Source organism: Paenibacillus hunanensis, assembly GCF_014645615.1.
Taxonomy (GTDB): Bacteria; Bacillota; Bacilli; order Paenibacillales; family Paenibacillaceae; genus Saccharibacillus; species Saccharibacillus hunanensis.
Genome location: NZ_BMMB01000002.1, coordinates 219,611 through 238,072 on the forward strand (window position 1 = coordinate 219,611; position 18,462 = coordinate 238,072).

Consider the following 18,462-nt stretch of genomic DNA (forward strand, 5'->3'; position numbering starts at 1 on the left):
TAAAACATGCTATTGCGGTTCCATTTTGCTCGTTATAGCACAATGCCAGAACAAGCGAAGACTGTGCAAATGGCATAATCTCCTAGGGTCAATATAACGTGTATTCGGCTTCCCGTCAATGCCCGGATGAAATCGTTCCATGATTCAGTCGGTCATACAGCTCACGGCTTTCCTCGTTTAGACCGCGAATATGAATCGTTTTGCCAGCTGCGGTATATTTATCACGCAGCTTGCTAATCCCAATCACTGCCGAATGATCCCAGATATGCGAACGAGCAAAATCAATTGTCACCTCATCCGAATCATCCTGTGGCTTGAAATAATCGATAAACTGACTCATCGTTCCGAAAAACATCTGTCCGCGCACCTGATAGACACGATGCTCGCTGGACGAATCCTGTGCTTCTGTAATATGAAGCTGCGACATTTTCCAGCCAAAGCGCAGTGCACTCATGACCACACCAACGCCGACACCAATCGATAGATTGTCTGTCAGCACGACGATCACTACGACCGTTACCATAATCACGGCTTCTGCCAGCGGCACTTTATGAATCGTGCGTAGCGAATTCCAGCTAAATGTTCCGATCGATACCATAATCATGACGCCGACGAGCGCCGCCATCGGCACCTCGCGTACCACTGTACCGAGTACGACAAGCAGCACGAGCAGGAATGCGCCTGCGATAAATGTAGACAGGCGTCCGCGCCCACCTGATTTCACGTTAATGACCGACTGCCCGATCATCGCGCACCCAGCCATACCGCCGAACAGACCGCTCACAATGTTCGCAAGTCCCTGTCCTTTGGCTTCACGGTTTTTATCACTTTTCGTATCGGTCATCTCATCCACAATCGTCGCGGTGAGCAACGATTCCAGCAAACCGACAAATGCGATCGAGATCGAATACGGCAAAATCGTCACGAACAGATCCCAACTAATCGGCACAACAGGCAAATGGAAAAACGGCAGCTTATTACTCAAATCTCCCATATCGCCCACCGTCTTCACATCCAGATGCAGGAAGAACGTCAGTAGCGACACGATAATAATCGCTACCAGTGGAGCCGGCACTGCCTTTGTAAACAGCGGTAACACATAGATAATAAGAAGCGTCAGACCCACCAGCGCGTACATCAACCAGCTCGCGCCTACAAACTGCGGCAATTGCGCGGAAAAGATAACGATCGCCAGCGCATTCACAAATCCGGTCAAAACCGATTGCGGAATAAATGTAATAAAGCGTCCAATTCGTAGCCAGCCCAGTATAATCTGAAACACACCTGCCAGAATCGTCGCTGCAAACAGATACTCTACGCCATGCTGCGCAACCAATGTGCCGACCAGCACAGCAATCGCACCTGTTGCTGCCGAGATCATCCCCGGACGTCCACCCGCCAGTGAGATCACAATCGCGATACAGATCGAAGCGTACAGACCGACCATCGGGTCTACCCCTGCAATAATCGAAAACCCGATCGCCTCCGGGATCAGGGCAAGCGCTACCGTTATCCCTGCCAGTACATCAGCACGGATATTACCAAACCATTGTTGTTTATAGGTCATAATCCTCCTCTTTCGGGCATAACGCAGCGATCCGATTGCATAGGTGTAGTTGCCGGACAGGACTGATCGAATGAAGCATTATGCCATGCTTGTTTGCAAAATAAATGGGTGTCCTCTCGCAGGACAACCGGGGCCGTGGATGAACATAGGACTTCATTATACTCAATTTGATTATGTACGGCTAGATGTTTTGTGGATGTAAGCGTTATGATATGAAATTTAGTAGTTTGGGCGGACACCACTCCGGTAAGGAATAAGGGAACGGACTCGGGTGGAGCCGCGGGAATCTACTGGATTGGGAATAAATGTAGATTCCCGCCCCTCCAAAGGAGTCCTTTTCCCTTATTTCCTTTCCTCCGTTCTGTGCTTGTCGCATCAGGCTAAGTAGACTTTTAAATAGTTACTACGTTGTTTTATCAACGAGACTATACTCAAAATAAATGTGCGTATCTCGTATACGATCTATTAGATATCTTATAAATTTTAGAATACTTATTCAGAATCAGAACTTTCCAACATCATGATATCTACGCTATACCGTATCAGTATTTAGTATAAATTAAAATATTTATAACGTTAGAAAAACGTAAAAGGCCTACCCTGAGTAGACCTTTTACCAAAAAAAGATGACTATGCTTAAGATTTTATTCTCTTTGTCTGATAAGAAAGCCAGTTATTTACTTCTTCTTTATAAAATATTTTCTGTCCAGATGCTGTCTGGAAGTAAGGTAGGAATTGATAGGTATCGAAAACTCCACCACCGGTTTGTTGTTTGATAGAAGCGTCTTGTTTCAATATGTCCTCTATATTAGAAGTGGTCAGTCCTAGATAACTTGCTAACTCCTGCTCGTTCATTACTTCTTTGGTCGTATCCGAATTTACAGAAGAAACTACACTCTCTTGTTTTTTCGAAGATTCACTTAATATGTAAAATCCCCCCAATATCGATAAGCTAACCATTACAGAGCATATAATTGCGAGTATGCCAACAAAAGATTTATTCATTCCGTTCTCCTTTCCAGCCATTTTTAAAAGTATACACTTTCATTGCTATGCAAAAAAGAACGGGCAGAAGACCCGCTCTTGAATGATATAGCATTGTTATTTTATAACCTTTATCTTATGCCGTAATTACAATCCATCATCACTTGCCTATGAGCTGTCTGTCTAATTATGTGCTCTATTGATGCATAACAGTTCAAAACCGTCCCGACTTAAAGATCGCGAATAGCAACCATAGCACCATCAGCGTTGCGATGCTGAAGCCGATCTCGACGACAGGGAGTCCCCATAGGATGGGGCTCTGATCGCGTAGCGATGAGCCGATGATTAAGCCGACCATGATGATGCAGAAGGCGAGCAATACGATACTGAATGCCAGGCGGTTGACGATCTGATCCATTTTGTGGAGTAGCTCGCCAAGCTCGGGGACGTTGACTTCGACCTTTAGCTTGCCTGAGCGGATTACGCGTGACAGCTCCGATGTCTGGCGTGGCAGGTCGGTGAGTACCTCGATGGCCTGTAGTGCGCCATCGGTGATGCGTTCGCGCAGACGTTTGGGGCTGTAGCGTTCACCAAGCAGGCGGCGACCGAAGGGCTCTGCCATTTTCACGATGCTCAGGTTCGGGTCAAGTCTGCCAATCACGCCTTCAAGTGTGATCAGTGCTTTGCCCAGCAGGGCGAGATCGGACGGGATATCGATACGAAATGTACGAATAATGGCGAACATTTCATTGAGTGCTTCGCCCAGGTTAATCTGGGAGAAAGGCACTTCATAATACTGATCACGCAGCCGTTCCAGCTCACCGCGCATCGCAGCGATATCGATATCATCCGGTACAAAGCCCAGCCTCAGAATGGCACGTACCATACTGTCAGTATTTTTACGTAGCATGGCGATCACAAAGCTTGCCAGACCATTTTTCGTATCGCTATTCAGCCGACCCATCATCCCAAAATCAAGATACGCTACGCGTCCGTCACGCAGCGCCAGCAGATTACCTGGATGCGGATCAGCATGGAAAAAGCCATCGATAAAAATCTGCTGGAGCATCGAATCGACCAGACGCTGTGCGACATCAGGCAATTGCAACCCCTGCTGCACGATCTCGTCCGGCTTGCCCATATGAATCCCATCGACAAACTCCATCGTCAGCACCCGTGCGGATGTGTAATTCCAGAACGTTTTCGGAATACGGATACGCCGATCATTGGCAAAATTCTGCCCCAAACGCTCCATATTGCGCCCTTCCACGTTATAGTCCAGCTCCGCACGCATCGATTTGGAAAATTCGTCAATAATCTCACTAATATTGTACTGCGAAACCCAATCCATATGACGCTTGGCGATACCGATCAGATCCTGCAAAATTTCCAAATCACGCTGTACGATGCGCGCCACACCGGGACGCTGTACCTTGATCGCTACCAGCTCGCCCGAATGCAGCTTGCCCAGATGCACCTGACCAATCGAAGCCGCCGCGACAGGTTCCTCCTGAAAGCTTTCCAGCATGTCCTCAATCGACAAGCCTAGCTCTAGCTCGATGATCTGCCGTGCTTCTTCACCAGCAAATGGCGGCACCTGATCCTGTAGCTTCACCAGCTCCTCGATAATATTTTCCGGTAACAGATCCGAGCGCGTACTCGCGAGCTGACCCAGCTTAATAAACGTCGGGCCTAGCTCCTCTAATACGAGCCGGATTCGCTCGCCTACTGTACGAATGCCGTGCACATCTCGACGTGCGAGCTTGAGCGGGATTGACAGCATGCGGTTCAAACCCATTTCTTCGACCATATAACCAAAGCCATGACGCATCAGCGCCATGGCGATTTCTCTATACCTCCCGGCATGCCGGATATGAAGAGACATCTCAGGCTAGTGGCGGCTGCGGCTGATCTTGTTCCTTTTCAGCCAGTCGCTGTTCCAGAACTGTAATCCGTTGCTGCAATTGGTCGATGGTCGCTCGTGTCGGCACATCCAGCTCGGTCAGGGCCTTTTGCACTTGTTGACGAACCCAATCTTTAATCTGGTTTTGCTCCTCTGCACCACGATCCATCAAACGATCCACCAGTGCACGGGATTCAGATGGAGCCAGTTCACCGCGCTTCACCATATCATTGACTGCTTTTTCCACCTTTTCCTTACTTACTACCGTTACGCCAAGTCCAAGAGACAATGCTTTTTTGAACAAATCGCTCATTTCCGTTCCTCCTGACATCATTTGAGTACAGTCATGTGTTTCGTCTACTTCCATTTTGCATATTGGCATACTCCGATCCATCTTATTGCAATATGATCGGTTCATGCCAATATGACCATGCGTCATCTATCTGTTCTTAGTATAACGGTTCTCCGTCCATATGCCTAATCCTGCCTGCATGCCAGCTTTCATTTGAATAAAGCATCAATTACCCGTTATTAAGTGCGGTGAAGCGAGCGTACAACCATAGGAGATACGCTCGACAGAATCGATCATCGTTGCACACCTATACCTTTGACAGGAATGGGATAGCAACATGCTTGCGTCTGCTGTTGGTACCATTCGTATATCATTCCTTCTCTTTACTCCCCTGCTGCCCAGATCATGCTTTGTGCGATCAGACGAAGCAGCTCCGGTTGTTCAAAAGAAGGCGCATGATGTCCTGGCATCACATAAACGGTACGCCCCAGCGCATATTCCGAGCACCACGCCGCAGGCCACATTTCGTCATCCATCACATATTCCATCAAAATCGTTCGCTCTGCGCCGGGTAATAGAGTGAACTCATAGGGCTCCTCTTCCATCACAAAACTGGATATCCCCTTCATGATCGGATGCGCGTGAGAGGACACATGCATTTCCAGTGCACGGTAATCGGTATGACCACGATACTGTGCTCCCATCAGTTGCTTTAACTCGTAACGTGTTTCCTGTAATGAAACGCCGCAATGGAGGATCAATAAGCCGCCTCCATTCGCTACATATGTAATAATACCAGCGGCGTGCCTTGAACTGATCTTCTTGTTGAATGCGTCGGTGTAGACGATGCACAGATCATACGCTTCCAGACGCTCCATTTCAAACATGTCATAATCATCACTCACATGCAACTCCCAACCCTCCGGCATGAGCTTATCGATATGTCCTTGAATCTGGTCTAACGGATGGTACGGTGCGTCATCTCCGTAATCCCCAATCAACAATGCCTGGCGGATATGTGTCTTGGAATTGGAGGTTGTACTCATATATAATCGATTCTCCTTTCTGAATTGGGAAAGTTGGCTTGCTTCGCTTGCATTGTAAAGACGCGCTGATAGCGTTTATCTGACTTCGATCTAACTCAGCACGGTGTTTGTTCTTAAATTTGCAAACTTAGGCAGCCTGCTAAGCATGCAGAATAAGGGAGCATAATAAAGTTCTATCCTTTTCTGCATAGGCTTCATTATGTCCTTACCCGTATTTCAGTTTTATTTTACATATAATTCAAATTTTATATGTTTAGGTGGAAAGATATAGATAAGTACTGAAGCAATATAGCAAGCATTAAGTAGTCGAAGCTTAAAATTCGGGTGTTATTTACGTTAATTCTATTTTTGTTGCTGGTGCGGGTTATTGTTATTTTTCTGCTTTTGTTTCCATTGTCTTGAGTGCTTATTGATGCTGTGTGGCTACCGAACTAGCTATTATGTAGCGATCAGGCTTTATAAAATTAAAACAGCATAATTGCTTCCGTTGCCATGAAAGCATCATGCTGTTCATTATTTAAGAATGTTAGCTACTTTTTTTTACTGCCTTTTTACGAGTACTTTTCTTCGCCTGAGCTTGCTCTTCTGCAAGACGAACCGCTTCTTCTTCGGCTTCGCGCTTCTCAATCACCTGTTGTTCGGCTTGCTGTTTGAGCTTCGCCTCGTATGCTTTTTTCAGTGTGTCCTGAATATCCGCTTTGCTTATTTTCAAATGGCTGCTGAACACATCTGGAAAAACGAAGCTTTTGCGGCCTACATTTTGATCAAATATGACGGTAATACGCTCGTTGTCATTTTCCACTACTTGCCCTACACCAAATGTTTCGTGAATGACCTGTTCGTTAGTTAAGTTCATCATTTGACCTCCTGTAGCTGTAATATGGATAGTTAAGTTTAGAAAAGTATACATTAGCAAAAAATGCAGCGAGCCTGTTAAAAATCGAAGCGATGTTAACAAGTCCACTGCATTTTCTTAGAGTTTATATAGTAAGTATAGCATACAATGGGTGAGTATACGTATATAACATAATGATCTACCTGATCATGCCTGTCACATACCTGCACCTCATCCTCCACTACCTTTACGTCTTCGCTTTTGTTTCTCTACCAATAGCGACTTCCCTTTCATTCTTAACATCTTCATTTTCAACAACAAAAAGCCAGTCACCTAGGGTAACTGGCCTATTTTTACATTCTATTCCTAGACGAAACGACTAAAGCTACACTTACGCCCAGTAGTCCGTTGGCAAATAGCGGATTTGCGAATCCGCCTCAATCGTCAAACGCCCCTGCTCAGCATCAAACTGTACTCGTTCCGGGTTCACATAATACCAGTGCTTAATCTGTGGCTCATTGTCTGGAAGCTCAAAGCGGAACATATTCAATTCCTGCCGAAAACGCAAAATATCCTGCGCCAGCTCTGGCTCAATCCCAGCAAACTCCAGCCGATAGCGTCCCTCTGGCAACTCGGAAAACTGATAATCCAGCGCTTGCCGATTATTATTCAAAAACTCGCGACCTGTTACCGCATGCTTCACCATTACCGTTTCCTTCATAGTCATCCCCCTTGTGCTCAAGGCAAATCAATCAGCATCCAGAATACCGGTTGCTCCGCCGTCAGCTCCAGACGGCTTTCCTGCTCGATTCGTGCCGCATCACGTGCAAACAATACCTGTCCATCGCCAAGACGCAGTGCACCATTAATCACGAATACATACATGCGGCGATTCGGCTGCTGCACAAACTCAATCTGCTCGCCCTTTTCCAGACGACTTAGATAAATCGTGAGATCCTGATGGATCGTCGCTTGATTCTCTCCACCCTGACGGCTCACGACCGGAACCAGCTTCCCATTCAATGATGCTGGATTAAATGAAGATGTCATATACGATGGCGTCAATCCGCGTACCTCCGGTTCAAACCAGAGCTGCAACAGATTACAATCGTTTTCCTTGGACGCATTATGCTCCGTATGAATAACACCAGTGCCTGCGGACATACGCTGAATACCACCAAAGGAGCTTACTGCCACATTACCAATATTGTCCTCATGTCGAAGCTGTCCCTGTAAAATAATCGATACAATCTCCATATCGCTATGCGGATGTGCACCAAAGCCATACGATGGCGCAATCGTATCATCGTTAAACACACGCAGTGGCCCAAAGCTCATATTGTTCGGGTCCTGATATTCACCAAAGGAGAAGCTGTGACTGCCACGCAGCCACTCACGGTCAAAATGAAACCGTTCACCTGCAGGATACACCTGAATCATAGACGGATTGCCTCCTCAAAATTTAAATAGCCTGCCTGATCTGTTTAGATGCAAGCGGCGCCTACATGCACAAAGCTGGATTCGATAGGGTCTACACTCATTTCACTGAATAATTGTAACAAACTAACGAATATAATGTATTATACCTGCTAGCTGACGACAGTTGCAAACCTCTTCTGTCCTCATTAGCATAATCTTCGACCTGTCATCCGACAACTATCATTTGCGGAAGATGGTCGCGTGTATACGATAAAATATTCAAACGCACATACCAGTTCCTTGACGCCTTATTTCCACAAAAAAAACCGCTGCCCCATTCTATATATGGAGCAGCGGCTGAACAATCAAACAAGCCTGAGCATATTTCGTTATATGACTTCCTTATAGTTGATCAAGTTTTACAGCGATATACTGTGAAAATGATCCAGCGTCATCGTTACATCCATTCCACGTACACGGCTAGACATCATCCATGCATAGGCCTGCATTGATCCAATATATACGGAATGCTTCATCGTCTTTACGTTTAAGGAATGAATCCTGACTATCGTCCGTTTCTATTACAGACGGAAGCGCGCCACCAGCTCTTGCAGCTGCTCTGCCAGACGTGTCAGATCGGTTGCAGCACTGGACACCTCCTGCATAGAAGCAAGCTGTTCCTCAGCTGCGGCGGAGATCGTTTCTGTATTGCCTGCTGCCTGATCCGAGATGCTAGCGATATTTTCAATCTCAGCAACAACCGCTTCGGCATCACCCGTCAGTTGTCCGGTTACGCCTGTCATATCGTCCATTTTACGAGCAACCGCTTTGATCGAGCGGTTAATTTTCGAGAACGACCGACCCGACGTATCTACCGCCATAATACCGCCCTCGACATTTTGTTTCGCCTGATCCATAACCTCCAGCGATTGCGTAACCACACCCTGCATACCAACGATTAGATCGCCAATACGCTGTGCCGAATCTGACGACTCGGAAGCAAGCTTACGTACTTCCTCTGCTACTACAGCGAAGCCTTTACCATGCTCGCCTGCACGTGCTGCCTCGATCGAAGCATTCAGTGCCAGCAGGTTCGTTTGCTTGGCGATATTGCGGATCAGCACCACGATACCATCGATTTCGGAGGAATGCTCACTCATCTGATTAATAACTGTACTCAGATGCTCGACCGTTGTCTGGATATCATAGATTTTTTGTACCACATCGATAACCGATTCATTACCACGAGCAGCAGCTTTGGAGGCTTCACCCAGCGTCGTGGTCACCTCGTTTACATGCGTAGACATCTCGGTTACACGCTCCGACATACGATGAATCGCTGTCGCTCCCTCATTCACACTGTTTACCTGACGCTCACTGCCTGTTGCAACTTCCTGAATCGCCATCGTTACATGCTCAACCGAACGACTGGTTTCTTCCGCTCCAGCAGATAGCTCCTCCGAGGCAGCCGATACATTATCGGTCGTATCCCGAACACGCTCGATCATATCACGCAGATTGCCGACCATGACCGCAAAGTCGCGTGCCAGATCACCAACCTCATTATTTTTACTCTGATCAATCTTGACGCTAAGATCGCCCTGACTGATCTGCTGTGTCGTCTGACGAAGCGAGCGAATCGGCTTCATGATCATACGGATGCTGAAAATCATAATCCCAGCGGCGATAACCAGTGCAATCGCTACGATGATCATTGCCGTATGACGAATCGGTGCTACAGCATTATCAATCTCACTTGTATACATCGTGCCGGCAATTTTCCAGCCGGTCAGCTTGTCGGTTTGGAACACCATTTTTTTGCCACGGTTCTCGAATACATAATCGATCTGTCCGCTATCTTTCGCATACATCTGCTCCAGATAGTTGCCTGTCGCTACATCGCCCGGTGTACCATTACGGCTAACGATATATTTACGATCCTGATCCAGTACGATTACGTAGCCCTCATGTCCAACCGGAATATCGACCAGCTTGGCGATATTTTGCAGGTTAAGCGATACGCCCAGTACCCCGGAATTGTCCGGCAATGTGCGTGCGATAACGACAACCGGCAGATTGCTGGAGTTGATGACAACGCTTGTCATGACCGTTTTACCTGGCGCTGCGATCGCCATTTTGTACCAATCACGTTCACGTGGATCATAGCCGTTCTCATTTTCCTTTGGGATGGCACGGATCATCGTACCATCCGTTGTCCCTACAAAAGTATCCACGACTTCTGGATGCAAGCCCTTATACTGTGCAAGTATCGGCACAATTTGTGGACTAAAGCGCCCATCCAGCATCGAAGCGTTAAATAGCTTCGACAAATACTCTGCATCGTAAAACTTCGCCTGTAGCGAGCTTTGCACAAAGTTATCTGCTGTACTGACGCTTTGCCCTGCACTGGTAACCAGCTGCGACTGTACCTGATCTCTAGCTTTATCATATAGCGTTAAACTAATGCCAAGACTGGGACCTAGCAAAATAACGATAAAAGCAGCAATCAGCTGATTACGAATCGTCCAGCGAAAATGCTTGCTTTTCTCCTTCTTTATTTTCGGTGCTTTTGGTACTTTTGGTGCCTTCACCGCTTTCTTCACATTGACCACACTCTTTTCCCCTTTAGACATACAATAATTAATAAGACACGGGTATGAAATTATACCTAATATTGTATATATCGCCCTTATGAACCCATTTATTTATACATATCTAACATGGAATGCGAAATTTGCAGAAATGTGAATGTTTCTGCACGATTTTAACCGTTTTACGCAATGATTAATGTTCAAAATACACTCGTCTATATTTCATTTCGACACATTTCACCTATTTTTAGATGATAAAATCCCCTGTGTTTTCAATGACTCATCGTTCATGACTTCTCCACTTCATGCTGCAATTCGTGTAATTTTCATAGCGTTCATATTCCTTCATCAGCGGGCTTTTCTCTTTTAGGACATACAAAAAAAGCGGGATATCTGGCTACTGCGCCATATCCCGCTTTTTTATACATATACAAAGGCTTTTCGACAAGAAACATAATCGTTGAGCTATAAAATAATGCTGTTAGACTAGCTCCCTACCTGCTAAACGCTGTACGCCATGCAGCAGCTAAACGAATAACGAGGATTAGTTCTCCGCCAGACGTCTATTCTCACCGCGTGCCTTTTTGCCGAAAATCACACTATCGAGTGACAGCAGCGCACTACCTGCCAGTGCCATTTGCAAGCTAGTGAACAGCACCAGATAATCGAACTCGGTTCCCATCATAAACGGCTGCCCCATCTTCGCTGTCAGCAAAGCACCTACGATAATCACTGCCAGCACGACACCCGCAATACGCGTGAACAGACCGAGGATCAACGCAATACCGCCAACGATCTCCAGACCACCGACGATTGGCGCGAGGAAGGTTGGAATCCCTACGCTCTGGAAAAACCCCTGCGTGCCTGCAATACCACCCTGGAATTTGGAGATACCATGTACCAGGAAAATAATACCCGTCAGCACACGCACGATCAGCAGACCTACCTCCGCATTTCTTCTAAGCAAATTCATTATAAATGCCTCCTTTGTCGTTACACTACAGTTTGTAGTTTTATTTTATGAAAAGCCGCCCTGTATCGTTATACGAGCGACCATAACACCAATACGCTAAGTACGATTAAAATAGGCAATGAAATGACGACCGACCATAAAGCAAGACGTGGTGAATGACCACTATCAGGCTCGATAATCCGGTGAATGCGGTAGTTGAGCGATGTCTCCGCGAATGAAGAATAGATCATTCGCGATGGAAGCTGCATACGTGCTCGTGAGCTTTTCACCAGCTTGAGCAATGCGCCTCCAATACCTGCGGGGGTGCCTAATTGCTGAATCGCAGCATGATCGGCAAGCACCTCGCGTGAGATTTTGTAATGATTCGCTACATTGCGTAGCATAGGTAGAAACCACAGTGCAAATGCAGCCTGCGTCAGCAAAAAGGTTCGCAGCGGATCACGCTGTTCATAATGAAACAGCTCATGATACACGACCGCCTCTAGCTCCTCATGATCCAGCAGATGTAGTAGTCCCTCGGACAGGATAATACGTCGATGTAGTATCCCCATCGTCAAAGCCAGCGGTTCAGGATGACGCACAATCATAAAGATCGGTTCATCATGTGGACGATAGCGCTGATTAAAGCGCTCCGATAACGCACGGTTTTCCAGCTTACGGCAACGTCGTGCTGCACGATAGGAGCCATGGCACTGATCCATCGCATAGCCTGTAAATAGCACGAATGTACAGATCACCAGCCCTGCTAGCAGATGACTCACCGAAAACCAGCCATGCTCCTGCATCCACATATTGCAAATACGCAGCACATCAAACGGAATATTCCAGCCAAACAGCATATGCATGGCATACATACTCATCAGTACAAACGTAAAACCAGCCATGCCCATCCCTGTGCCTAGCAGACGATCAGAGCGACGTTTCCACCATTCTACCCGTTGTTTTTCCATTGTCTGATTTTGTCCTCCAAGGCTTGAATAAGTTTGGGGTCAACCTCCTCCAGCACATCGACCATATGGTTGACAGCAAGCGAGCCAAATTCCTCCATCAGTTCATGGGTTAATTCTCTGGATTGATGATCCAGAAAGTCCTCACGGCTTTCCAGTGGCACATAGTGGAAGCTTTTGCCTTCCATTTGCTTCTGTAGCGCCCCTTTTTCCACCAGTCGATTCATGACCGTCATGACCGTGTTAAAGCTAAGCGACTTTTCATGATCGAGCGACTGCTGAACCTCCTTGATCGTTAGCGGATGCTCCGCATCCCAGAGCACATTCATAATTTTAGCTTCCAATGGGCCAAAGAAACGATCCAATCCCGTCGTACCTACATTAAACTTTTTAATTTTCATTCTGCTCGCCACCTCACACTACTTATTGTAGTGCTGACCTTTAGAGCAAGTCAAACTCATATAGTTAATTGTATATTAACACATTTTGCGTATCAGTCTATACTTTTTGATAGCTTCTGAGTTATTTTTTTGGAAATAAATGTTTTTTGGTGGGGATGAGAAGGCTTGGGGGGATGGGCATGGGGCCACTCCGGCAAGGAATAAGGGGACGGACTCCGGTCTCGCACAGGAATCTACGGAGTAGGAGTGAAATGTAGATTCCCGTGCTCAAAAGTCGTCCTTTCCCCTTATTTCCTTGCCTTCGTTCCGTGCATGGTGCATCCCTACGCGCTTGCTTATATCCCCCGGGTGGTGGGCAGGGTAGGGATTGGGCAATCGCTACATTTTATATCTTGATTTCCTCATTCAATGCTTTATTTGTTTTCTCATTCCTGCCTTTATTTCTTCATTTTTATTTTAATTTTTATTTTCTTGTTTCTTGTTTCTTGTTTCTTGTTTCTTGTTTCTTGTTTCTTTGGCAAAGTATACTTCGGGAATTGATATGTTGTTCGATAGTTTAATGTCTATTTTATGTAGAGATGTCTGGTTTATATAGCTCTGTGTACATGTATACATCTGTATATAGGCTTGTTATGGAGGTAGATGTGGGGTTCTTTGAGCGTTGGTTTTATAGAGACAAATTGACGAGTGGTGTGCATCTGCACCTTATCGCAGGCATTGGTAAACGCTATTCTATCCGAACGCCGTTTGTTACATGGACGTTGTAACAGGTGGGCGTTCGGTAGGATAACGTAAGGGGTTATGATTGGGGACAATGTGGGATTTTATTGCGTTACATTGTTCATTTATTTTATCTATGCTATTACAACCTAGCATTACCGGGCATCGTTCCAGACTAAGGTCATCTGTACTTCTCCGTTGGTTGCGCTGGGGTCGACGGGGTTAGCTATCAAAATCCAGCTTTCGCCGGTCTGTGCATTATCGCCTTGAATGAGTAGGCCTTCCTCGCTGATCTTCTTGATGGCATCTGGCATATCTACGCTGCGGAAATATTCACTATATGTTTTGGCGAGCAGCTCCATACTCAGCATCGTGCGTAGCGTCAAACGAACAAAGTGCTCCTGATTGTTATCACTACGCGCAGCGGTGACCACGGTGGCATCATCTGGAATGGGGAAATCGGATGGCAAGCCTCCGTTTTGGGTACGTTCTACTACTTGCTGTGCAGCCAGGCTTGCCGCGTCTACCCTAGCAGGCTGAACAGCAACTGAACCGATGAGACACACAGCCGCCAGCACACTAACCATACTCCGAACTGTCCATTTGTTCATGGGCGATCTCTCCTCTACTGTTCCATCGTGAATCAAAAGCCTGCATTCCTGTAAAGCTGAATCGGCATTGAACGACTAACAGACCCTGCGGTGAGAGAAACAAACAGGGAGAAGCGCAAACTCATTATGCAACGCTTCCCCCTGCCAGTACATCTATATGATGGCCATATGGCCTTGTCCGCTGCGGCTTACGGGCTCAGGCGGCTGCTGAATGATAGCGATACATCATCCGACTTCATTCAGGCTCCGCAGTACCCGGCTTCATGCGCCGCAGACAGCTTTGCTGTGGGCTTGTCGAACAGCTCCGTATCCTCTGCTTCTATTTAGGCTGCACATACTTACCAGGAGCGATTCAACAGGCTGTATATAAAAGCATCCGACTTTAACCGTTTAAAGGCCACCCCTTGCATGGTCGATAAGCCGGACACTGGATCACACCAATCCGCGTTATGCGGACCTTACCGGAAGAAGACCGAGCCTGTATACACTGAAGCTTGACCTCCTACCCTCATATACGCAGGGTGCGAATCAATGGTTCACTGATCAGGAGTGTAGCTGGGACATGAATTCGCTAATATCCACGCCGAGTCCCTGAGCGAGACGCATGCCGTATTCACGGTCAGCACGGATAAAGTTGCAAATCGCTCGCAGCTGAATATCCTTTTTCACTCCCTGTAAATCATTAACCAGATTGGACAGTAAATTATCCTTCTCCGACGAATTATATGAACGATATTGTTCACCCGCCTGGGCAAAATCGTCTGTCTTTTCAATTTTCTGACGTGTTACGTGACCTTGCAGCTCGACTTCGGTTTCTGTATAGGCTGGATCTTCAACAGGTCCCTCTGTATAGCTGTTCGGCTCGTAGTTATAACGGCTCGTATCCTGGTTCACATTCATGAAGCCATCGCGCTGGTGATTGCGTACCGGAGCATACGGGCAGTTCACTGGAATTTGTAAATAGTTCGGTCCCAGACGATGGCGCTGCGTGTCTGGATAGGAGAACAGACGACCCTGTAGCAGCTTATCCTCGGACGGCTCAATGCCTGGTACGAGTGCACTTGGTGAAAATGCGGACTGCTCCACCTCAGCAAAGAAGTTATCTGGATTTTTATTCAATGTCATCGTTCCCACGATATGGAATGGGAATTGCTCTTCCGGCCATACCTTGGTTGGATCTAGCGGATCGAACGAATAGTTGTCGATGTCAGCTGGCTGGATCAATTGTACCTTGAGCTGCCACTGCGGGAACTCGCCCTTTTCGATATGGTCAAACAGATCACGAGTCGCATGGTTGAAGTCTTTGCCTTGCTGCTGCTCTGCTTCGCCAGCGGAGAAGCTACGTACACCCTGTAGTGATTCCCATTTGTATTTTACATAGGTCACTTTACCTTCAGCATTCACCCATTTGAAGGCATGGACGCTAAAGCCGTCCATTTCACGGTAATTAGCTGGTGTTCCATGATCAGAGAACAACCAGGTTAGCATATGTGTCGACTCTGGCGTGAGTGTCATAAAGTCCCAGTAACGTCCAGGATTCTGGATATTGGTCTGTGGATCGGGCTTGAGCGAGTGCACCATATCCGGGAATTTGATCGCATCGCGGATAAAGAAGACAGGCAGATGGTTACCGACCAGATCATAGTTACCTTCCTGCGTATAGAACTTGGTTGCAAAGCCGCGCGGATCGCGTGCTGTCTCTGGTGAGCCTACTCCATGAATAACAGTGGAAAAGCGGACAAAGACTGGCGTTTCTGCACCTACCTCTTGCAGGAAAGCAGCCCGGGTGTATTCCTTCATGCTGTTCTCTACACGGAATACGCCATGTGCACCTGCACCTCTTGCGTGTACAACACGCTCTGGAATACGTTCACGGTCAAAATGAGCAATCTTTTCGAGCAGATGGTAATCCTCCAGCAGCGTTGGTCCTCGGCGTCCAGCAGTACGGGAATTCTGGTTATCTCCTACCGGAGCTCCCTGGTTAGTCGTCAAACGGTTATCCATCGTTATCATCCTTTCGAAGCGGAAATCATGCTCGGCTCGGTCTAATGTACCGCCGGGTATTTTACGGTCTGATGATGGGAAATGCTTAGGAATCGTGCGATCGCATAGTAGCGTAAAATACTGGGTAGTCATTAGACTTGCATTTAGACTGATTTCAAAATTTGAATGTAGTGTTATTTTAGCATCGGTGGTGGGGGCGTTCATGAGCGAAGGATGAGTGTTGGGTGATGCTTTTGTGAGGCTTGGATGAAGAAGGGGTGAAGGTGATCAAATGATTTATTTTGAGTTCTTGAAGCCTTTTAAGTCTTTTAAGTCTTTTAAGTCTTTTAAGTCTTTTAAGTCTTTTAAGTTCTTTAGTTCTTTAGTTCTTTAGTTCTTTCGCTTGCTAAGTTGGTGGAGTGGTTGGGGCATCCATCACTTGCGGGAAGGAATAAGGGAACGGACTCGGGTGGAGCCCGGGAATCTTTTAATTTTAGGAGTAAATGAAGATTCCCAGGCTCCAAAATCGTCCTTTTCCCTTATTTCCTTCCCTCCGTTCTGTGCTGCTCGCAACATGTTGACCTGAGTACACATCTAAATTACACATCTAAAAGCGTTTAATAGCATTTTTTAATAACATTTAGCGATGTGAGGCGTGATGATTGAATGATCTGAAGTGTAAGTATACTTTATGAAATGCTAGCTTCCCCTTTATTTGCAATCACTTATACTTACCTATACTTGTCTTTAATCACCTGTAATTAAAGGTATTCGCCTTTATTCACTGGCATTTACTGGCATTCATTTGTACTACTTGTTGTAATTACTTACATTTACAATCAACTACGCATTCAATAATACTTATACTTGTTGCAGCTTTGCCTTTGAAAAGTAGCCTTTGTTTTAAAATAGAGCATTTTTATCAAATTTAACTTTTTCATATTTAAGTCATTTTATTCAGTGTAATTGCAAACCTCCTGATATAGATCATAGATCATTTAAGATGATGCGATTGGCATTGTTAGTTTGAAACTTTCTATCCCGTTCTTGTGCAAATCTATCAAAAAGAAAATGAGCAACCGTAGCTGCTCATCCTTGTGAGGTGAAGTTTGTATATTGGAGTTTTACGATTTACTCATTCAATGCTCTCACCAGTGCCTGGATGTAGGCGTTGCGGAAGCGTTGGCTGGGGGTGGCGGTGGGGGCGACGTTTTCGAAGCCGTGGTAGGCGCCGGGTTGGACGTGTAGTTCGGTGGCGATGCTGGATTGAGCTAAGCGGGTCGCGTACTGGATCGTTTCGTCGCGGAAAGGGTCGAGCTGGCCGACGCACAGGTAGGCTGGGGGTAAGCCCGTCAGATCGGGTGCAAGGCTCGGTGATTCATAGTAGGTGATCGATGCTGCATGATTTGCTGGGTCGTGACCCAGGTAGAGCTTCCAGGCGATCAAGTTATATTCACGGTTCCAGACGAGTGGGTGATGAATCTCGTAGCTGGATGCGGTATCGTTGCGGTAGTCGATCATCGGATACAGCAGTAGCTGGAAGCAAAGCTTAGGGCCTCTACGGTCGCGGGCTAATAGAGCAAGTGCGGCTGCGAGTCCTCCGCCAGCGCTGGCTCCGCCGACAGCGAGTCGGTCAGCACGAATCGGTAGTGGACAGGCAGGATCAACCATCCAGCATAGTGCTGCATAAGCATCCTCTAATCCGGCTGGATAAGGGTGCTCTGGTGCAAGGCGATAATCGGGCGAGACGATGATGCAGCCTGCGGTGTCTGCGATGTCCACACATAGCTGATCTTCGCCTTCGGGGGTACCGAGTATATAGCCACCACCATGTGTCCATAACAGTCCAGGTAACGTCATTTCGGAATCTGTGCTACTAACAGGCACATATACACGAATGCGTAGAGACTGATCACTTCCTCCGACAATATGGTATTCCTGAATCGTGACCCGTTCATTCGGCTCCATTGCGGGTGGTCTGAGCTGACGCGCCTGCTCTAGCTGCTCCGGTAGCTGTAACGGCTGTAACAAACCAAGACTTGCCTTCAATTCAGGGTGAAGCGCATGTTCGAACTTTTCATTATTCATCTTATTCCATCCTCTACTACGAGATTATCTATGTTAACCGGATGACACCGAATGTGGAAAAGCAGACTTGCTTTTCCGCTATCCAACCTGCTCCGGTACAGA

The 18,462-nt window shown here is 46.7% G+C and carries 15 protein-coding genes; all 15 read right to left on the reverse strand.

Annotated elements, in window-relative coordinates:
• Window positions 1-115: 115 nt before the first annotated feature.
• The 15 genes from IEX62_RS04450 to IEX62_RS04520 all read right to left on the reverse strand — a co-directional run bounded on the left by IEX62_RS04450 (window position 116) and on the right by IEX62_RS04520 (window position 18,360).
• Window positions 116-1,567: a SulP family inorganic anion transporter gene (locus tag IEX62_RS04450; RefSeq protein WP_188774219.1), complete on the reverse strand. Its 1,452-nt coding sequence runs from the start codon at window positions 1,565-1,567 to the stop codon at window positions 116-118.
• A gap of 636 nt (window positions 1,568-2,203) precedes the next feature.
• Window positions 2,204-2,572: a hypothetical protein gene (locus tag IEX62_RS04455; protein ID WP_188774220.1), complete on the reverse strand. Its 369-nt coding sequence runs from the start codon at window positions 2,570-2,572 to the stop codon at window positions 2,204-2,206.
• Between the two features lie 193 nt (window positions 2,573-2,765).
• The gene (locus tag IEX62_RS04460) at window positions 2,766-4,436 is read right to left on the reverse strand and encodes an ABC1 kinase family protein (RefSeq protein ID WP_188774221.1); all 1,671 of its coding nucleotides are present in this window, start codon (window positions 4,434-4,436) and stop codon (window positions 2,766-2,768) included.
• Between the two features lies 1 nt (window position 4,437).
• A complete protein-coding gene (locus tag IEX62_RS04465; RefSeq protein ID WP_188774222.1) occupies window positions 4,438-4,767 on the reverse strand; it encodes a phasin family protein in 330 nt (109 codons plus the stop codon).
• Between the two features lie 362 nt (window positions 4,768-5,129).
• A complete protein-coding gene (locus IEX62_RS04470; protein WP_188774223.1) occupies window positions 5,130-5,792 on the reverse strand; it encodes a ThuA domain-containing protein in 663 nt (220 codons plus the stop codon).
• A 526-nt stretch (window positions 5,793-6,318) separates the two neighbouring features.
• Window positions 6,319-6,651 carry a hypothetical protein gene (locus IEX62_RS04475; protein ID WP_188774224.1) on the reverse strand — a complete coding sequence of 111 codons (333 nt, stop codon included), beginning with the start codon at window positions 6,649-6,651 and terminating at the stop codon, window positions 6,319-6,321.
• Window positions 6,652-7,018: 367 nt separating this feature from the next.
• Complete coding sequence (locus tag IEX62_RS04480) at window positions 7,019-7,348, reverse strand: hypothetical protein (RefSeq protein ID WP_188774225.1); 330 nt, start codon at window positions 7,346-7,348, stop codon at window positions 7,019-7,021.
• A gap of 17 nt (window positions 7,349-7,365) precedes the next feature.
• Window positions 7,366-8,067 carry a pirin family protein gene (locus tag IEX62_RS04485; protein ID WP_188774226.1) on the reverse strand — a complete coding sequence of 234 codons (702 nt, stop codon included), beginning with the start codon at window positions 8,065-8,067 and terminating at the stop codon, window positions 7,366-7,368.
• 560 nt (window positions 8,068-8,627) lie between these two features.
• Window positions 8,628-10,658, reverse strand: a complete 2,031-nt coding sequence (locus tag IEX62_RS04490) for a methyl-accepting chemotaxis protein (RefSeq protein WP_188774227.1) — start codon at window positions 10,656-10,658, stop codon at window positions 8,628-8,630.
• Window positions 10,659-11,181: 523 nt separating this feature from the next.
• On the reverse strand, window positions 11,182-11,610 hold the full coding sequence (locus IEX62_RS04495) for a DoxX family protein (protein WP_188774228.1): 429 nt from the start codon (window positions 11,608-11,610) through the stop codon (window positions 11,182-11,184).
• A gap of 68 nt (window positions 11,611-11,678) precedes the next feature.
• Window positions 11,679-12,560 (reverse strand): M56 family metallopeptidase, encoded by an 882-nt coding sequence (locus tag IEX62_RS04500; protein ID WP_188774229.1) that lies wholly within the window; start codon window positions 12,558-12,560, stop codon window positions 11,679-11,681.
• Window positions 12,542-12,958, reverse strand: coding sequence for a BlaI/MecI/CopY family transcriptional regulator (locus tag IEX62_RS04505; RefSeq protein ID WP_188774230.1), 417 nt, complete (start codon window positions 12,956-12,958; stop codon window positions 12,542-12,544). Before IEX62_RS04505 ends, IEX62_RS04500 begins: the two co-directional genes overlap by 19 nt.
• Window positions 12,959-13,833: 875 nt before the next feature.
• Window positions 13,834-14,289, reverse strand: coding sequence for a hypothetical protein (locus IEX62_RS04510; protein ID WP_188774231.1), 456 nt, complete (start codon window positions 14,287-14,289; stop codon window positions 13,834-13,836).
• 543 nt (window positions 14,290-14,832) lie between these two features.
• Complete coding sequence (locus IEX62_RS04515; protein WP_308422627.1) at window positions 14,833-16,293, reverse strand: catalase; 1,461 nt, start codon at window positions 16,291-16,293, stop codon at window positions 14,833-14,835.
• A gap of 1,110 nt (window positions 16,294-17,403) precedes the next feature.
• The gene (locus IEX62_RS04520; protein WP_188774232.1) at window positions 17,404-18,360 is read right to left on the reverse strand and encodes an alpha/beta hydrolase; all 957 of its coding nucleotides are present in this window, start codon (window positions 18,358-18,360) and stop codon (window positions 17,404-17,406) included.
• Window positions 18,361-18,462: the final 102 nt, after the last annotated feature.